Raw genomic sequence first — 15,862 nt, 5'->3', positions numbered from 1 at the left:
TTTTAAAGGATGAAATATATTGTTATTCAAGGTAAAATAGAGATGACATACAATTAAGGAGTGAATTAAATGCCTTCAGTTGAAAGCTTTGAATTAGATCATAATGCTGTTAAAGCCCCATATGTTAGACATTGCGGTGTCCATAAGGTCGGAACAGACGGTGTTGTTAATAAATTTGATATCCGTTTTTGCCAGCCGAATAAACAAGCGATGAAGCCGGATACGATCCATACCCTGGAACACTTGCTTGCATTCAATATCCGTAAGCATTCCGAGCGCTACGATCATTTTGATATAATCGATATATCGCCAATGGGATGTCAAACGGGATATTACCTTGTTGTCAGCGGTGAGCCGACAGTGACGGAAATCATCGATGTTCTTGAAGATACATTCAAGGATGCTGTTACAATTACCGAAATTCCAGCTGCAAATGAAAAACAATGCGGCCAAGCAAAATTGCATGATCTTGAAGGAGCTAAGAAATTGATGAATTTCTGGCTTGCACAAGATAAAGAAGATCTTCATAAAGTTTTTGGTTAATAAAAAAAGTTCCTGTCCATTTGTGACAGGAACTTTTTTTATTTTTCAGGTTCTTCTTTTTTCGCCTCATCCTCAGGCAAAGGATCGACGGGATCCACTGTATGCTTGTAGCTGTAACCCTTTCCGATTGTTAGGACCGATAATGCCAATACAATCAGAATCACAATAATGGAAATAACTAAAACCGTAATCATACTTTACAGCTCCTAACGTTCACAATTTAGATTCATTTTAGCATAAGAACCTAGTCAGATAATGTTTCAATTTTCGAATAGAGGGAATTATAAAGGTATAACCAACTTACGGAGGTAGATATTTATGGCTCAGAAAAAATTAGGAACTTTAGTGAATAAGGAAATTGCAAACTTCAGTGTTCTTTATACGAAAATTCATAATTACCACTGGTTCGTGAATGGACCGCACTTCTTTGAACTTCACCAAAAACTGGAAGAAATATATAAAGAAGTGACATCCAACTATGACGAATTGGCTGAAAGACTATTGGCCATTGGTGAAAAGCCGGTTGCTACGCTTAAAGAGTACCTGGAATTAACGACGATCGAAGAAGCGACAGGTAATGAAAATACAGAAGATATGGTTCAAAGCGTCATCAGTGATTTTGAGAAGCTTTCCGAAGAGTTCCTTGAAATCATCGAAGTTGCCGAAGAAGAAGATCCGGTTACGGCTGATATGCTGACAGGCATGAAGAAAAGCTTAAACAAACATGCTTGGATGCTGCGTGCATATTTAGGACATTAAGATTTAGGAAAAGCCCTGCTTCGGCAGGGCTTTTTTTTATGGGTAAAACAATAAAAAAGGCATCCATCAAAAGAAGGACACCTGACAAGGTATGTATTAATGAATATTCCTTGGCGGAAAATGTGTAGGTTTCGTGTCGTTCATACTATTTTGAGCGAACTTCCCTTTTAACGTTTCTATAATGTAAAGGCCCATTAAATTGGTTAGTTCTTGATCATCCATCTCTTGAAGCAATTCGAAAATTTCCTTGCGGTCAAGCTGTTCCAGAACCGCAAAAGTAAGCATATCAATATCTTCTTCATCACCAGTCATCTTATCACGGTACATATTGTATAATTCTTCAATTAACTTCAAAACTCTCACCTCACATTTATTAGAAATCCGTTATCTCTTTATATGTAGGTTATCAAAAAAACCTCTGGGTGCATATAAAAATCTTAAGGGATGCTTGGGCTTATTATATGTTTTACCCTTTGAAAGATACTTTAATCTATTATTTAACATCTTTGTTCTTCTGTAAACAAAATTTTCCATTGTATGAAGTAGGAAAATACGTGAAAAATAAGTGTAGGATATATGGAAAGGGTGGATGGATGTGTCTGAAAACAGGAAAAAATATTACATTTGGCTTCCGAATGGGCAGATAACACAAGATAGGGAAAGTTCTCCATGGAATTTTGAGATCGAAGCGACAGATAATGAAATCATAAAATTACGTGAATTATTTGATTATAATTATTCAGTAGGGGAAGAAAATTTTTACCGGGCACATGTCCCATACCTACAATATCATTTTGACCGCGAAAATGATAAACAGGATATAACACTCCAAAAAATTTACGAGATGATTTATGCCCTAGGTACTGAAGAAGGAAGACGGCATATAGAAAGCATGGGGATTTTACAGGCAAAACCAACAGACGATGGCCTCGAATATTGAGGATCCATCGTTTTTTTGATGTGATGCAGATTCTGGCTGGATAGTGGTTTTTTTTACCCATATAATGAGAGAAGGGAATAGCATTATTTCTTATACGGAGAGAAGGGGAAAAATGAAACGTTTTCTTGATAAGAACGGATATAAGGTCGAATTCTCCGAGAATCCTGTCTTTGGAGAGTCTTGGCATGTTTTTATACTCAGCAGATATAAGGGCAGTTGGGTATTGACCAAACACAAAGAACGGGGATTGGAGTTCCCTGGAGGTAAACGGGAAGCAGGGGAATCGATTGAAGAAACAGCCATACGTGAAGTGTATGAAGAAACAGGAGGCCTGGTGGGCCAGCTGCAATTTTTGGGACAATATAAGGTACATCATCCAGTCAAACCATTTGTTAAATCGATATACTATGCTGCGTTGAGCGGGGTAGAAAAGAAACAAAATTACCTGGAAACGGATGGTCCGGTCTTTTTGGAAGCATTGCCGGATGAACTCGGTGAGGAGTTTAGCTTCATCATGAAAGATGAGATTGTACCGTTGAGCTTATCAAGACTGGATGAGGGAAATTTGCTGAGAAACGATTGAATCGCTGGAACTTGCCAGTAAACCGCCAAAATTCACGAGTAAATCGCCAAAACTCACGAGTAAACCGCCAAAACTCACGAGTAAATCGCCAAAACTCACGAGTAAATCGCCAAAATTCAAGAGTAAACGCCAAAATATACAGGTAAATGGTCGAAACTCACGAGTAAATCGCAAAACTCACGAGTAAACCGCCAAAATTCACGAGTAAACGCCCGAACCACAAGTAAACAATCCGAACCACAACTAAATTCGATTTTCATCTCAAGCATGAATGAAAAACTGCCGAGGTTTATCGGCAGTTTGGTCAGTCTTTGATTAATTTTCTCTCGAGCAGTTCTACTAGCTGATACATGATTGTGGCAAATACGGCAATGATCATTAGGGCAAGCATTACAAGGGTGAAGTTGAAGACTTGAAAGCCATAAATGATGAGGTAGCCGAGTCCTTTGGCTGAAACAAGGAATTCCCCTACGATGACGCCGACCCAAGAGAGGCCGACATTCACTTTCAATGTTGAAATGATCGTCGGGAAGGAGGCGGGTAATATGGCTTCCCGAAAAGCTTGTGTTCTTGTGGCGCCAAAAGTTTGGAGCACCTTCAGGTAGTTTGGGTCCACTTCGCGAAATGCGGTGTAGACGACGATGGTGGTGATGATGATGGAGATGATCGCCCCCATCGAGATGATGGATGGAAAGCCAGGGCCGAATGCTACGATGATGATGGGGCCGAGTGCCACTTTCGGCATGGCATTTAAAATGACGAGATAGGGGTCAAGTGTTTTGGATAATCTTGGCGACCACCATAGCAGGGATGCCAGGATCGTTCCAAGCAGTGTCCCAATGATAAAGCCGAGAACGGTCTCGAATAGGGTCACTCCGGAATGGGATAGAAGTGTTCCATCACCCAATTTTTGTATGAAAAGATGCCACACTTTAGTTGGGGAGCTGAAGATGAGCGGATCGATCACTTCCATTCTGGATAAAAGTTCCCAACTGCTGAAAAAAACGATGAAAATCAGGATCTGATAAAAGCGAATGAGCCTGTTTTCTTTTTTTACTGAGGTTTTATATTGGTTATGAAGCTGTTCAATATTCAAGGCTCTCAAGCTCCTTCCAGATCGTTTGGAATAGCGTCGGATACTGTGGATGGTTGCGTGCATGGAAAGGCGTGAGTTCCCGCAGTTCATCGGGCACCTTGAAGGTTTTGTGCACGCTTCCTGGATTCGCGGAAAACAGATAGATGCGGTCACTCATTGCAATGGCTTCACCGATATCATGGGTGACGAGCACAGCTGTCTTTCCGAAGGATTTCAGGGTTTCAAAAACAAGGTCTTCCAGTTTCAACTTCGTTTGGTAATCAAGAGCCGAAAATGGTTCATCAAGCAAAAGGATTTTTGGGTCGACCGCCAGTGTCCGTGCCAGTGCAGCCCTTTGCCTCATTCCTCCCGAGAGTTCGCGCGGATATAATTTTCCGGTGCCTCCCAATCCAACGTCACTTAAAAGTTTCAGCGTTTTTATTCTCTCAAGGCCTTCATCTTTTTTAATCAGTTTCAATCCTAATAATATATTTTCTTCAATCGTCTTCCATGGAAATAGATAATCCTGCTGCAGCATATAGCCGATTGAAAGGTCACTGTTGGCTTTCAGCGGTTTGTTTTCGAGCAGGATCTTTCCTGCAGTGGGCGGAAATAACCCGGCGATGATGGAAAGCAGGGTGGTTTTTCCGCAGCCGCTCGGACCTAGAAAAGAGACGAATTCACCTTTTTCAATGTCGAGGGAAATGTCCGCTAGTGCGGTCGCTGCCGTCTGATTTGAAAAATAAGTATGGTGAATGTCTTGGATTTTTAAAAAGCTCATCTGACATCCTCCTTACCTTTAGCTCTGCTATTTTGTGACTTCTTCAGCAAAATCGGTATTGACCAGCTCTTCATGGCTTATACGTGAAGGTAGCTCGCCTGCTTCATCCATGATGTTTTGCAGATTATTCCATTCTTCTTCATCAAGGATGGGGTCGGTGGCAAAGGAACCTTGTTCTTTGTAACGGTTGATGACAGTTTCCATCGTTTCGATATTGGTATCTTCAAAATACGGCTGAATGACTTCCGCAATTTCAGCAGCATCATTTTCCTGAACCCAATCCTGTGCTTTCTTCAATGCTCTCGTGAATTTTTCGACAGTCTCTTTGTCTTCTTTCAAATAGCTTTCCTTAGCCATATAAACTGTATAGGGAAGATGCCCGGACTCGGAACCGAAAGATGCGACGATATAGCCTTTTCCTTCTTTTTCAAACACACTGGCCGTTGGTTCGAACAGTTGAACAAAATCGCCGGTTCCGGAAGCAAAGGCAGTTGCGACATTCGCAAAATCAATGTTCTGGATGAGGGTCAAATCTTTTTTCGGGTCTATGTTATGTTTTTTCAATACGAACTCGCCGGCCATTTGCGGCATCCCGCCTTTTCGCTGGCCTAGGAATGTAGAGTTTTTCAGCATATCCCAATTGAAGTTATCAATTTTTTCACGTGAAACAAGAAACGTTCCATCCGTCTGTGTTAATTGAGCGAAGTTGATGACGGGATCGCTCGAACCTTGTGCCTGAACGTAAATCGATGTTTCAGAGCCAACGAGAGCAATATCCGCCCCATCGGACAGAAGCGTGGTCATGGTCTTGTCGCCGCCTGCCGTCGTTTTCAAATCAATGCTGAGACCCTCATCTTTAAAAAATCCTTTTTCAATCGCTACATATTGTGGTGTATAGAAAAGGGAGCGGGTTACTTCGGCAACCCTGACCTTCGTTGTTTCCTGTTCCTTGTTGCCGCATGCTCCAAGCGGGATCACCAGCATGCACAAAAGTAAAAATACGACACCTGCTTTACACCATTTTTTCAAAATTCCTTCCTCCTTGATATATAGGTATTTTGCCTACATTATCGTATGAACGGAAGAAAAAAATGTGAATGCCTCGCAGGGGATAAAAACAAGCGGATGTTTTACAATAAGATTAAAGTGAAAGGAGAGTGGAAATTGGAGAACGGAACGATTATTTCAAAACGGCGGTTTCCATCACCGCATCCACGAATCCATCTTTATTCAGTTACGTACATATCACAAGGCCTGAAGGTAAAGGGGTTGCTGGCTGAACCTGTTGATGGCGAAATACATGATGCCTTCTTATATTTACGCGGCGGGATTAAAAATGTAGGCAAGGTGAGGCCCGCTAGGATCGTGCAGTATGCCGTAGAAGGTTTCATCGTTTTTGCCCCTTTTTACCGTGGAAATCAAGGCGGAGAGGGAGATGAGGATTTTGGAGGCGAAGATAGATTCGATGCGATATCAGGATTCAATCTTCTTGAACAGCATCCCCGAGTGAACAAGGATCACATTCATATCCTTGGATTTTCTCGTGGCGGCATCATGGCGCTTTGGACGGGGATATACTGCAGGAATGCAGCGTCGATCGTCACATGGGGTGGAGTGTCGGATATGTTTTTAACATATGTCGAACGTGTCGATATGCGTCGGATGATGAAGCGGGTCATCGGCGGTACACCTAAAAAATGCCCCGATCAATATGAATACCGTACGCCATTGTTTGCGATTGAAGATTTGAATGTACCCGTATTGATCATTCATGGTGAAAAAGATGATAATGTCGCCATTGAACACGCGTACAGGTTGGAAAAAAGGCTGAAAATGCATGACAAAGAGGTCGAAAGCTGGTATTTCCCTCAATTCACACATTACTTCCCGCCGGCCGTGAACAGAAAAGTAGTCGAAGATTTAACATCTTGGATGAAAAGTAAAACCGAATAATGATAGAATGAAGTATATATTGGCAAGAGGAGGAGATACACATGGGCATGCCTATGGAGCTAAATACCATGATCGTTACAAAAGGGAACGAAACCCGTGAAGAAGAAAACATTTTTCGGCTCTCGAAAGATGGTTACAGGTTATACCCTATCGATATTCCAATCGATGTCCGCAAGACGATTCAATCTGACTCAAGCGGAACAGCCGTTATCCAAAAAATTGAATGGACCAGTGAAAAGACCATCATTACGTACCAACTACTATCACTGAACTCAACTAACTAAATAGACAAGCGCTTGCCGGGAATCGTCTTCGCTGCAAGCGCTTTTTTTGATTTGTGGCAGAATTCGACCAGATGTGCGAATGATTCGGGCTTTATACGCCCATAATTCGCCCCACGCATCAAGAAATTCGACCGTACACGCTCATAATTCGCCCCACGCCCAAATAATTCGACCGTACACGCTCATAATTCGCCCCACGCCCAAATAATTCGACCGTATACGCCCATAATTCGCCCCACGCATCAACAATTCGACCGTACACGCTCATAATTCGCCCCACGCATCAACAATTCGACTGTACACGCCCATAATTCGCCCCACGCATCAACAATTCGATCGTACACGCCCATAATTCGCCCCACGCATCAAGAAATTCGACCGTACACGCTTATAATTCGCCCCACGCATCAAGAAATTCGACCGTACACGCCCATAATTCGCCCCACGCATCAACAATTCAACCGTACACGCCCATAATTCGACCTCTGCACCAATAAATCCAACCTACGTGGTAAAATGGTGGAAAGTGCATGAAACGGGGTGATTTGATGATTTTGGTGAGTGCTTGTTTAGCGGGTCTTGAGGTAAGATACAATGGTACACATAGCCTGGATGATGGAATTATGGAATTAATGAGGGAGAAAAAGGCTATAGCGGTTTGTCCTGAGTTGCTTGGCGGTTTTTCAACACCGAGGGAGCCTGCTGAGATAGTTGGCGGTGAAGGCGGGGATGTCCTTGATGGAAAAGCGAAGGTCATTGAAAAGTCGGGCAGGGATGTAACGGAATTGTACATAGAGGGAGCCAATCTTACGTTATTGAAAGCCCAGGAGGTAGGGGCGACGTTAGTCGTTTTAAAAGAAAATAGTCCATCCTGTGGAAGTGCCACGATTTATAATGGGAAATTCAACGGGGAGAAGAAGGTCGGGAATGGAGTGACCGCGGCTTTGCTTAAGCGGCATGGATTCACTGTCATTTCAGAGGAAGGGTTATATGAAAAATGAGTAATGGCATTTTTGATAATGCTTTTGAAAGAAGGGGAATGCATGGAGGATATCAATCTCTATACTTTGCTATTTTTAGTACTTGCGGGTTTTATTGCCGCATTCATCGATTCCGTTGTGGGCGGGGGCGGATTAATTTCCATTCCGGCTTTATTGTTCACGGGGATTTCGCCTTCAGCGGCACTCGCCACTAACAAGCTGGCGGGTACTATGGGATCTTTAACGAGTACGATTTCATTCATTCGGGCTGGAAAAGTGGATTTCAAATTTGTCATCAAGCTGTTTCCGATTACCGTGATTGGAGCGGCGTTAGGAGCATACGTTGTACATTTTGTTTCCGCAGAGGTACTGAAGCCCCTCATTTTGATTTTATTGGTCGTTGTTGCGATTTATACGTTGGTAAAAAAGGATTGGGGCAAAGATGCAAAGTATAAAGGGCTGACAAGGAAGAAAATGATTCTTTTGATTGTCATAATATTTGCGATTGGTTTTTATGATGGTTTTCTTGGACCAGGCACAGGTTCCTTTTTATTATTTTCATTGTTGATCATCGGGTTTGATTTTGTCCAGGCAGCCGGGAATGCAAGAATATTGAATTTTGGAAGCAATATTGCCGCACTTATCATTTTCTTATCTTTGGGGACCGTTAATTTTGCCTATGGAATTCCGATGGGTCTGGCAATGGTCGCAGGAGCACTGGTAGGAACGAACTTCGCAATTAAAAAAGGTGCTTCCTATGTACGAATATTATTCATTTGTGTCACGATTGTATTGATTGGAAAAAATGTCCTTAATTATTTTCATGTGTTTTGATGCATCGTATCTGCGATTGATTCTATTAAAAATGGCCGGGGATACAAATCGTATTTTCGGCCATTTTTACATTCATTTTGTGAAATTCAAGTCCCAGTGAATGCCGAATTTATCCTTGACCTTACCATACTTAGCTCCCCAAAAGGTATCTTGCAATTCCATTAAGGATAATCCTTGATCACACATAACCTCATATAAATGCTTGATTTCCGTGTCGCTTTCACATTCGAGAACCAATGCAACATTATTCCCGGCTTCAAAGGGATTGCCTGGAAACGTATCGGATACCATGATCAACAAATCGCCTTTTTTGATTTTGGCATGCAGAACAAGGTCATTCGCTTCTTCAGGTGTTGGGAAATTAGCTTCCCCGTAAGTTTGCATATCGGTAATCTCTGCATGAAATACCTCTGCATAAAAGGCTAATGCGTCTTTTGCTTGTCCATCGAATATTAAATAGGGGGTAACTTGATTTTTCATACTAATCCTCCTGTTTCGTGTCATGACTATCAATTCGACAGGGAGATCTTATCCTCCTTTATATTCACGGGGACTTAGCTGCATTTTCATGTTCAGCCATCAAATAAATTAAAAACAAATTTTCTTATCAAAACAAGCTTCGCAGATGAAACGTCCTTCATTTTTTTAATATGCTTTTATTTCAGTCATCCTCGGATAACGTATTTTCACAAGAACGACTTCATCCCCCTTAATTTCTTTACCACATTTACCACACTTAGGATCTTTCCCGAACATTACAACACCTCCAAGCAGGTTTTAACATATACGATTGACTTCAATGAAACTTTGATCTCCCAAACTATCACATATGTATTTAGCATTTTCAAATTTAAATTAGTTATGTACTCTTTGCGTTAATCCGGCGCTAATAAAAGGGCAAATGAAAATGGAAGCAGCCGTTTCATAATCTGACTGAAAAGAAAAAGCCTGCCGCTTACGTGACAGGCTTTTCTCACTATTTGATTTTTCATAATGGAAGGGGGGATTTCATTCCGCAATGCTTCAATAGGATTTCAACTATGCGTTTTGAAGCGAATCCATCTCCGTATGGGTTGGAAGCAGTCGCCATTTTTTTATAGGTTTCTTCATTTGTAAGTAAGTTTGTGGCTAATTGATAAATTCGTTCTTCCTCAATTCCTGCCAGTAAAAGAGTACCAGCATCGATTCCTTCCGGACGTTCTGTTGTATCTCGTAACACAAGGACAGGAACGCCGAGTGAGGGAGCTTCTTCTTGTACTCCTCCAGAATCTGTCAATATTAGATGGGCGTGCGCTGCAAAATTATGAAAATCAAGCACCTCAAGCGGCTCAATTAAGTGAAGTCTTTCCGTTTCACCAAAAATCCGGTAAGCAATTTCACGGACAACCGGGTTTTTATGTAGCGGGAAAACTACTTGGATATCCGTGTAATCTTCAAGCAGACGTTTGACGGAACGGAATATTTCTTCCATTGGTTTTCCGATATTTTCCCGTCTGTGCGCTGTCATCAATAACATACGGTCTCCATTTAAACCAGATAGAATCGGATGTTCATAATCTTTTTGTACTGTTGTTTTCAACGCATCGATAGCCGTATTGCCAGTAATATGGATACAATCACTCTTTTTATTTTCCAAAATTAGATTCTCTGCCGCCTGATTAGTTGGCGCAAAGTGCAAATCAGCCAGAACGCCTGTCAGCTGCCTATTCATTTCTTCAGGATATGGAGAATACTTATTACCAGTCCGGAGACCAGCTTCAACGTGACCAATCTGTATCTTATTATAGAAAGCTGCCAAGCTTGCAATGAAAGTTGTCGTTGTATCCCCATGTACGAGGACGATATCCGGTTTTATATCTTTCATGAGCGAACTCAATTTTTCAAGCCCTCGAGTTGTAATTTCTTCTAATGTTTGTCTATCCTTCATCATATCCAAATCGTGATCAGGCTTTATTTTAAAACATTGCAAGACTTGGTCGAGCATTTCCCTATGCTGGGCGGTGACCACCACGATGGTTTCTATTTCTTCTGGATGCTTTTTCAGTTCCAAAACGACTGGTGCCATTTTGATAGCCTCTGGTCTTGTACCAAATACGGTCATGACCTTAATACGTTGTTTAGGCATGCTCATTTCCTCCCCTTCTGAATGTCTCCCTCATTATAACGGGAAGTTCATGGGAAATATAAAAACGAAACAATAATTAACAGAATTTTTACAATATTAATAAGGACTTTATATTTCTTTAACCTTCAGTTAATATCTGGCATTTACAATATAAAGCAGGAAGTAAAGCACAGCAGAATAGAGGTGATAGGCGAATATGAAAAGCGTCCTGATGATCGTGCAAAACTTTTATCCGGAAATCGGAAGTGCGGGAAATAGAATGAAAAATATATATCTCCATTTGAAAAGAAACGGATTTGAGGTAACGGTCATCACATTGAAGCCGAGTTATCCTAATCAAAGTTTATATCAAGATACAAAGTTTTGGGATGAAGAAAGCATTGAAGAAGATGTCATCAGGATTAAACCGGACAAAGTGAAGAGGTATACAAGCAATATGGGAAAGCGGTTGCTTCATTATCTTGAAGCGATGTGGCTTTTCATTTATACAATCATCCGTCTCGAAAAAAAATATGATTATGTGTTTGCCACGACCCCGCCGATCTTCCCGACAATGGCGGCTTTGATCGCCAAGAAAAAGATGAAGGCGAAACTCATTACCGATGTCAGGGATTTATGGCCGGAATCGTTGATAGGAGTAGGAGTATTTACTAATAAGTGGGTTTTGAAAGTCGCTTTTTTCCTGGAAAGGAAGCTATATCGGCATTCAGATTTTATTATCATCAATAGTCCTGGTTTCAGGGATTATATCGTTGCAAAGGGAGTCAAGGAAGAGGCCATCCAATACATCCCCAATTCGCTTACTGCGGATGAGCTTACGTTAAAGAATTTACTTACACCCGTATCGGAAAAGGTAATCAAGGTTGTTTATGCTGGGAATATCGGACTGGCCCAGGACTTGAAAAAACTGATAGCCGTAGCTGAAAAGCTAAGGGAACATAAACAAATCGAGTTCTCGATGATTGGATATGGATATCGGATATCCGAAGTGGAGAAGGAGATAAGCTCTAGAGGGCTGACAAATATTAAAATGATTAATGCGATGAATCGAAGAGTGACTCTTCATGAAGTTTCATCGTCCCATATTGCCTATGTGAGCCTGGTTGAAAAAGAAGTTTTCAATAAGGTGCTGCCTGGTAAAATCATCGATTATATGTGTGTCGGAATACCCATTGTCGGTGATGTGGACGGCAGGGCCAAAAAGATGCTATCAGAGGCGAAATGCGGGCTTGTGGCAGAGAGCAGGAATGTTGATGAAATCTGTCAGCATATCTTGACCATGGCCTCAGATCCAGCCCTTCGTGAAGAACTAGGGGAAAACGGTCATCGGTATGCTAAACAACATTTTCAATGGTCTAAAAATATTAAAGGTCTCATCAATGTGATGGAAGCGTCAGGCTGAAAAATCCGGAAGTGGAGGACAACATGGCGAAGAAAGTATGTATGTTCGTGTGGAATCACTTTACAAACGATGCAAGGGTTCTAAGAGAATGCACAGCACTTACTGAAGCGGGTTATGAAGTCGATTTAATTGCCATTCATAACTGGAAAATCGAGGGTTTGCCCAAAAAGGAGAAACACCAAAATGGTTTCTCTGTCACCAGGGTGAATAACCGCTGGGAGGCGCTTCATAGGATTCTCAGGATCGTAGGCAAATTGAAGAAAAAGAAGTTTGAAATCGTTCTGTTGGCCTTATTGGTCTGGAATACGTTATGGAACTTGAACTTGATCAACGGCTGGTTGGGATCGGCAATACTGTTCGGTTCATTTGCACTCCTTGCGATGGGCACCCTGATGATCACTAAAACGAAGCTGCCGACACTATTAACAAGGAGCTACATTTTTGGTCAAATGATCTATCATGGCCGGAAAAGGAAATATGATTTTTATCATTCAAATGACTTGAATACGCTCATGCAGGGAGCGATCAGCAGTAAATGGTTGAGAAGGAAGAAGCTAATTTATGACTCGCATGAGGTACAAACGAGCAGAACGGGATATAATAGCCGAATTTACGGGATGATGGAGAAATTCCTATTAATGTTCGTCGATGAAATGATTGCCGAAAACCATACGAGAGCTAAGTATAACGAAGACTTATATGGTCTGTATCCCAAGGTGGTCCATAACTACCCGATTCCAACCAATCCCGAGGAAAGTACGGCCGTGAATTTGCATGAACTGCTCGATTTGCCAGAGAATGAACCGATTTTGTTATACCAAGGCGGCGTTCAAATGGGAAGAGGGTTGGAGCAATTGGTTGATGCTGTACCGATGATCGAGGGCGGGACGGTAGTTTTTATCGGAGATGGAAGAATCAAGGATGATTTAATGAAAAAAGTAAGCGACATGAATCTGGAGCATCGTGTGAAGTTCCTGCCGAAGGTTCCGGTCGACGAGCTGCTTCATTATACAAAAAATGCGTATTTAGGTTTTCAGATATTGAATAATGTCTGCTTTAATCACTACTCCGCTTCTTCAAATAAATTGTTTGAATACATGATGAGCGGTGTGCCTGTGGTTGCTTGCAGCTTTCCTGAAATCCAAAAGGTTGTCGATACGGAAAAAATCGGTGTGTGTGTCGATTCACATGATCCAAAATCAATTGCCGAAGGTGTCAATTACTTATTGAAGCATCCTGAAAAAAGGGCGGAAATGAGCAATAACTGTCTGAAGGCGCGGCAAAAATACAATTGGAAACAAGAGAAGGAAATCTTTATCGAAATCTATCAAACAGCCTAACAAATTGAGTGTAGCAGAAAAATAGATAGGAGTGGTTTATATGAAACTTTGTACAATCGGACTTGGTTATATAGGACTTCCAACTTCTTTAATGTTTGCGAAATACGGTGTCGATGTTGTCGGCGTGGATATCCATCCTGAAATTATCTCCAAATTGAATAGCGGCAGGCTCCATATCGAAGAACCTGGATTGGATGAGGTATTAGAAGAAGTGATTGCTTCCAATAAGTTCCGAGCTGCGTTAAGCCCGGAACATGCAGATGTTTTCATCATCGCGGTGCCTACTCCAAATAAAAAGGACATACACCAATCTTGTGACTTAACTCATGTACTGGATGCAACCTCCAACATTCTTCCTTTTATCAAAAAAGGAAATGTCATCATTATCGAATCGACAATAGCGCCGAGAAGTATGGATGATCATATTAAACCGATGATCGAGAGGACGGGCCTTACCATCGGAAAAGATATTTTCCTCGTTCATTGTCCGGAACGTGTTTTACCTGGTAGGATTCTTGAAGAGTTGGTTCATAATAACCGTATCGTCGGGGGCATCACGGAAACATGCTCATATAAAGGAAGTCTTGTTTATAAAACCTTCGTTCAAGGAGAGATCATTCAGACGGATGCGAAAACGGCTGAAATGTCCAAACTGATGGAAAACACCTTCAGGGATGTCAATATCGCCCTTGCGAATGAGCTGACGAAAATCTGTTTCGAGCTGGATATCAATGTTTTGGATGTCATATCGATGGCAAACAAACACCCTCGTGTCAATATTCACCAACCAGGACCAGGAGTTGGCGGCCATTGTTTAGCGGTCGATCCGTATTTCGTCGTTGCAAAGGCACCAGAGCAAGCGAGAATCATTAAATTGGCCCGCGATACCAACGTATCGATGCCTTATTATATCGTTAATTCCGTAAGGATGATGCTAGAGGGGATCCGGAAGCCAAAAGTAGCTGTTTTCGGTCTTGCATACAAAGGAAATGTAGATGATATTCGTGAAAGCCCAGCCATTGATGTCGTCAATATCTTGATGGGGATGGAAAACATGGATGTATCCTTGCATGACCCGCATGTCCAATCTGGAAAGATGCCAGTCGTATCAGTGGAAGACGCTGTAAATGATGCCGACTTGATACTTGTTCTGACCGACCATGATGAATTTAAACAAATGGATTATGATAATCTATCAAATCTCATGAGAAATAAATTGATTTTGGATACACGCAATTGCATTGATGCAACTAAAACAGATGTCCCGGTGGCCAATCTGGGCAACATATATCAATACAAAACGATGTCCATGAAAAAAGCCAGGAATAAAGCGATCATCTAAAAACTTGGACAAACATCGATAAAGGTATAAGGATTCAGGGGCGCTGACTATGACAGTGCCCTTTTTGAATTTCATCATCTGGCGGAGGAACGGAGGACAGATGATCATTGAAGAAAAGGAACAAGCGAGAGCTTGTCCTTTCAGAAACTGTGGAAACGTTTCAGTTGGTCTCAGAAATCCGCTCCCTTTCCGCCAAGCCCCCGCCAAACAATCTGGAGGGGGCTTGGCTAGCCATATATTAGGCCGTTGCCGCCGTTATTCTACCTAAACCGTACTTATTGACCTAAGACGCAGTTAATCGACCAACAGGGCACAATATTCGGCCGATGTCGCAGTTAATCGACCAACAGTGCACATTATTCAGCCGTTGTTGCAGTTAATCGACCTATAGTGCACAATATTCGACCATTGTTGCAGTTAATCGACCAACAGTGCACATTATTCGGCCGAAGACGCAGTTAATCGACCAACAGTGCACATATTCGACGGTTGTCACAGTTAATCGACCAACAGGGCACAATATTCGACGGTTGTCGCAGTTAATCGACCAACAGTGCACTATATACGACGGTTGTTGCAGTTAATCGACCAACAGTGCACAATATTCGACGGTTGTCGCAGTTAATCGACCAACAGTGCACTATATTCGACGGTTGTTGCAGTTAATCGACCAACAGTGCACAATATTCGACCGATGTCGCAGTTAATCGACCAACAGGGCACAATATTCGGCCGAAGACGCAGTTAATCGACCAACAGTCCACAATATTCGACCGTTCACGGCAGTTAATCGACCTACAGTGCATTATATTCGACGGTTGTTGCAGTTAATCGACCAACAGTGCACAATATTCCACCGATATCGCAGTTAAATGACCTAACCGGCACAATATTCGACCGTTCACGAATTTAATCTACACC

At 41.9% G+C, this 15,862-nt stretch carries 20 protein-coding genes; 12 read left to right on the top strand and 8 right to left on the bottom strand.

All coding sequences use genetic code 11. The features are described from left to right. Positions 1 to 69 precede the first annotated feature (69 nt). Entirely contained in the window at positions 70 to 543 is a 474-nt protein-coding gene (locus MPH60_RS24630; RefSeq protein WP_137019600.1) for an S-ribosylhomocysteine lyase, read from the top strand. A 38-nt stretch (positions 544 to 581) separates the two neighbouring features. Here MPH60_RS24630 and ytzI read toward each other — a convergent pair whose 3' ends face one another. Then, complete coding sequence (gene ytzI, locus MPH60_RS24625; RefSeq protein WP_241594692.1) at positions 582 to 737, bottom strand: YtzI protein; 156 nt, start codon at positions 735 to 737, stop codon at positions 582 to 584. 124 nt (positions 738 to 861) lie between these two features. Between ytzI and MPH60_RS24620 the strand changes: the two genes are divergently transcribed. Further along, positions 862 to 1,302, top strand: a complete 441-nt coding sequence (locus tag MPH60_RS24620) for a Dps family protein (RefSeq protein WP_241594693.1) — start codon at positions 862 to 864, stop codon at positions 1,300 to 1,302. A 96-nt stretch (positions 1,303 to 1,398) separates the two neighbouring features. Here MPH60_RS24620 and MPH60_RS24615 read toward each other — a convergent pair whose 3' ends face one another. Further along, positions 1,399 to 1,665, bottom strand: coding sequence for a DUF6154 family protein (locus MPH60_RS24615; RefSeq protein ID WP_370694063.1), 267 nt, complete (start codon positions 1,663 to 1,665; stop codon positions 1,399 to 1,401). Between the two features lie 226 nt (positions 1,666 to 1,891). On the opposite strand from MPH60_RS24615, the gene MPH60_RS24610 reads away from it, so the two are divergent. Next, entirely contained in the window at positions 1,892 to 2,242 is a 351-nt protein-coding gene (locus tag MPH60_RS24610; protein ID WP_245406464.1) for a hydrolase, read from the top strand. Between the two features lie 112 nt (positions 2,243 to 2,354). After that, the gene (ytkD, locus tag MPH60_RS24605; RefSeq protein ID WP_241594695.1) at positions 2,355 to 2,825 is read left to right on the top strand and encodes an RNA deprotection pyrophosphohydrolase; all 471 of its coding nucleotides are present in this window, start codon (positions 2,355 to 2,357) and stop codon (positions 2,823 to 2,825) included. Here the strand turns inward: ytkD and MPH60_RS24600 are convergent. The 4 genes from MPH60_RS24600 to MPH60_RS24585 form a co-directional block, all read right to left on the bottom strand. Continuing rightward, positions 2,787 to 2,945: a hypothetical protein gene (locus MPH60_RS24600; RefSeq protein WP_241594696.1), complete on the bottom strand. Its 159-nt coding sequence runs from the start codon at positions 2,943 to 2,945 to the stop codon at positions 2,787 to 2,789. The two genes, ytkD and MPH60_RS24600, sit on opposite strands and share 39 nt — an antisense overlap. Positions 2,946 to 3,129: 184 nt before the next feature. After that, positions 3,130 to 3,921 (bottom strand): ABC transporter permease, encoded by a 792-nt coding sequence (locus MPH60_RS24595; protein ID WP_241594697.1) that lies wholly within the window; start codon positions 3,919 to 3,921, stop codon positions 3,130 to 3,132. Then, positions 3,911 to 4,681, bottom strand: a complete 771-nt coding sequence (locus tag MPH60_RS24590; protein WP_137019594.1) for an ABC transporter ATP-binding protein — start codon at positions 4,679 to 4,681, stop codon at positions 3,911 to 3,913. The genes MPH60_RS24595 and MPH60_RS24590 overlap by 11 nt, the downstream gene beginning before the upstream one ends. A 27-nt stretch (positions 4,682 to 4,708) precedes the next feature. Further along, complete coding sequence (locus tag MPH60_RS24585; RefSeq protein WP_405388960.1) at positions 4,709 to 5,710, bottom strand: ABC transporter substrate-binding protein; 1,002 nt, start codon at positions 5,708 to 5,710, stop codon at positions 4,709 to 4,711. A 135-nt stretch (positions 5,711 to 5,845) separates the two neighbouring features. Here MPH60_RS24585 and MPH60_RS24580 point away from each other — a divergent pair, with 135 nt between their 5' ends. From MPH60_RS24580 to MPH60_RS24565, 4 genes are all read left to right on the top strand, one after another. Continuing rightward, on the top strand, positions 5,846 to 6,634 hold the full coding sequence (locus MPH60_RS24580; RefSeq protein ID WP_241594698.1) for an alpha/beta hydrolase family protein: 789 nt from the start codon (positions 5,846 to 5,848) through the stop codon (positions 6,632 to 6,634). A 41-nt stretch (positions 6,635 to 6,675) separates the two neighbouring features. Continuing rightward, positions 6,676 to 6,918 carry a DUF2584 domain-containing protein gene (locus tag MPH60_RS24575; protein ID WP_076370015.1) on the top strand — a complete coding sequence of 81 codons (243 nt, stop codon included), beginning with the start codon at positions 6,676 to 6,678 and terminating at the stop codon, positions 6,916 to 6,918. Between the two features lie 548 nt (positions 6,919 to 7,466). Next, complete coding sequence (locus MPH60_RS24570; RefSeq protein ID WP_241594703.1) at positions 7,467 to 7,919, top strand: DUF523 domain-containing protein; 453 nt, start codon at positions 7,467 to 7,469, stop codon at positions 7,917 to 7,919. Positions 7,920 to 7,961: 42 nt separating this feature from the next. Further along, positions 7,962 to 8,732, top strand: a complete 771-nt coding sequence (locus MPH60_RS24565) for a sulfite exporter TauE/SafE family protein (RefSeq protein WP_241594699.1) — start codon at positions 7,962 to 7,964, stop codon at positions 8,730 to 8,732. 72 nt (positions 8,733 to 8,804) lie between these two features. On the opposite strand, the gene MPH60_RS24560 is transcribed toward MPH60_RS24565, so the two are convergent. Beyond that, positions 8,805 to 9,212 (bottom strand): VOC family protein, encoded by a 408-nt coding sequence (locus tag MPH60_RS24560; protein WP_241594700.1) that lies wholly within the window; start codon positions 9,210 to 9,212, stop codon positions 8,805 to 8,807. 508 nt (positions 9,213 to 9,720) lie between these two features. Then, positions 9,721 to 10,857, bottom strand: coding sequence for a non-hydrolyzing UDP-N-acetylglucosamine 2-epimerase (gene wecB / locus MPH60_RS24550; protein WP_241615874.1), 1,137 nt, complete (start codon positions 10,855 to 10,857; stop codon positions 9,721 to 9,723). Positions 10,858 to 11,053: 196 nt separating this feature from the next. On the opposite strand from wecB, the gene MPH60_RS24545 reads away from it, so the two are divergent. From MPH60_RS24545 to MPH60_RS24530, 4 genes are read left to right on the top strand one after another with little or no spacing between them, the layout of a single operon-like run. Next, positions 11,054 to 12,259, top strand: a complete 1,206-nt coding sequence (locus MPH60_RS24545) for a glycosyltransferase family 4 protein (RefSeq protein ID WP_336275684.1) — start codon at positions 11,054 to 11,056, stop codon at positions 12,257 to 12,259. A gap of 23 nt (positions 12,260 to 12,282) precedes the next feature. Beyond that, positions 12,283 to 13,599, top strand: coding sequence for a glycosyltransferase (locus tag MPH60_RS24540; protein WP_241594192.1), 1,317 nt, complete (start codon positions 12,283 to 12,285; stop codon positions 13,597 to 13,599). A gap of 40 nt (positions 13,600 to 13,639) precedes the next feature. Further along, entirely contained in the window at positions 13,640 to 14,941 is a 1,302-nt protein-coding gene (locus MPH60_RS24535; protein WP_241594193.1) for a nucleotide sugar dehydrogenase, read from the top strand. Positions 14,942 to 14,990: 49 nt separating this feature from the next. Then, entirely contained in the window at positions 14,991 to 15,209 is a 219-nt protein-coding gene (locus MPH60_RS24530; RefSeq protein ID WP_241594194.1) for a hypothetical protein, read from the top strand. Positions 15,210 to 15,862: the final 653 nt, after the last annotated feature.

This window comes from Peribacillus sp. Aquil_B1 (genome assembly GCF_022603275.1).
GTDB lineage: Bacteria > Bacillota > Bacilli > Bacillales > DSM-1321 > Peribacillus.
Note: the sequence above shows the minus strand (reverse complement) of the source record. Positions and strands in the feature narration are given on the sequence as shown.

What these genes read in the sequence shown, in the direction of transcription:
- MPH60_RS24630 (WP_137019600.1), top strand. Translation starts at nt 70, where the DNA reads ATGCCTTCAGTTGAAAGCTTTGAATTAGATCATAATGCTGTTAAAGCC.
- ytzI (WP_241594692.1), bottom strand. Translation starts at nt 737, where the DNA reads ATGATTACGGTTTTAGTTATTTCCATTATTGTGATTCTGATTGTATTG.
- MPH60_RS24620 (WP_241594693.1), top strand. Translation starts at nt 862, where the DNA reads ATGGCTCAGAAAAAATTAGGAACTTTAGTGAATAAGGAAATTGCAAAC.
- MPH60_RS24610 (WP_245406464.1), top strand. Translation starts at nt 1,892, where the DNA reads ATGGATGTGTCTGAAAACAGGAAAAAATATTACATTTGGCTTCCGAAT.
- ytkD (WP_241594695.1), top strand. Translation starts at nt 2,355, where the DNA reads ATGAAACGTTTTCTTGATAAGAACGGATATAAGGTCGAATTCTCCGAG.
- MPH60_RS24590 (WP_137019594.1), bottom strand. Translation starts at nt 4,681, where the DNA reads ATGAGCTTTTTAAAAATCCAAGACATTCACCATACTTATTTTTCAAAT.
- MPH60_RS24575 (WP_076370015.1), top strand. Translation starts at nt 6,676, where the DNA reads ATGGGCATGCCTATGGAGCTAAATACCATGATCGTTACAAAAGGGAAC.
- MPH60_RS24570 (WP_241594703.1), top strand. Translation starts at nt 7,467, where the DNA reads ATGATTTTGGTGAGTGCTTGTTTAGCGGGTCTTGAGGTAAGATACAAT.
- MPH60_RS24565 (WP_241594699.1), top strand. Translation starts at nt 7,962, where the DNA reads ATGGAGGATATCAATCTCTATACTTTGCTATTTTTAGTACTTGCGGGT.
- MPH60_RS24560 (WP_241594700.1), bottom strand. Translation starts at nt 9,212, where the DNA reads ATGAAAAATCAAGTTACCCCCTATTTAATATTCGATGGACAAGCAAAA.
- wecB (WP_241615874.1), bottom strand. Translation starts at nt 10,857, where the DNA reads ATGCCTAAACAACGTATTAAGGTCATGACCGTATTTGGTACAAGACCA.
- MPH60_RS24545 (WP_336275684.1), top strand. Translation starts at nt 11,054, where the DNA reads ATGAAAAGCGTCCTGATGATCGTGCAAAACTTTTATCCGGAAATCGGA.
- MPH60_RS24540 (WP_241594192.1), top strand. Translation starts at nt 12,283, where the DNA reads ATGGCGAAGAAAGTATGTATGTTCGTGTGGAATCACTTTACAAACGAT.
- MPH60_RS24535 (WP_241594193.1), top strand. Translation starts at nt 13,640, where the DNA reads ATGAAACTTTGTACAATCGGACTTGGTTATATAGGACTTCCAACTTCT.
- MPH60_RS24530 (WP_241594194.1), top strand. Translation starts at nt 14,991, where the DNA reads ATGACAGTGCCCTTTTTGAATTTCATCATCTGGCGGAGGAACGGAGGA.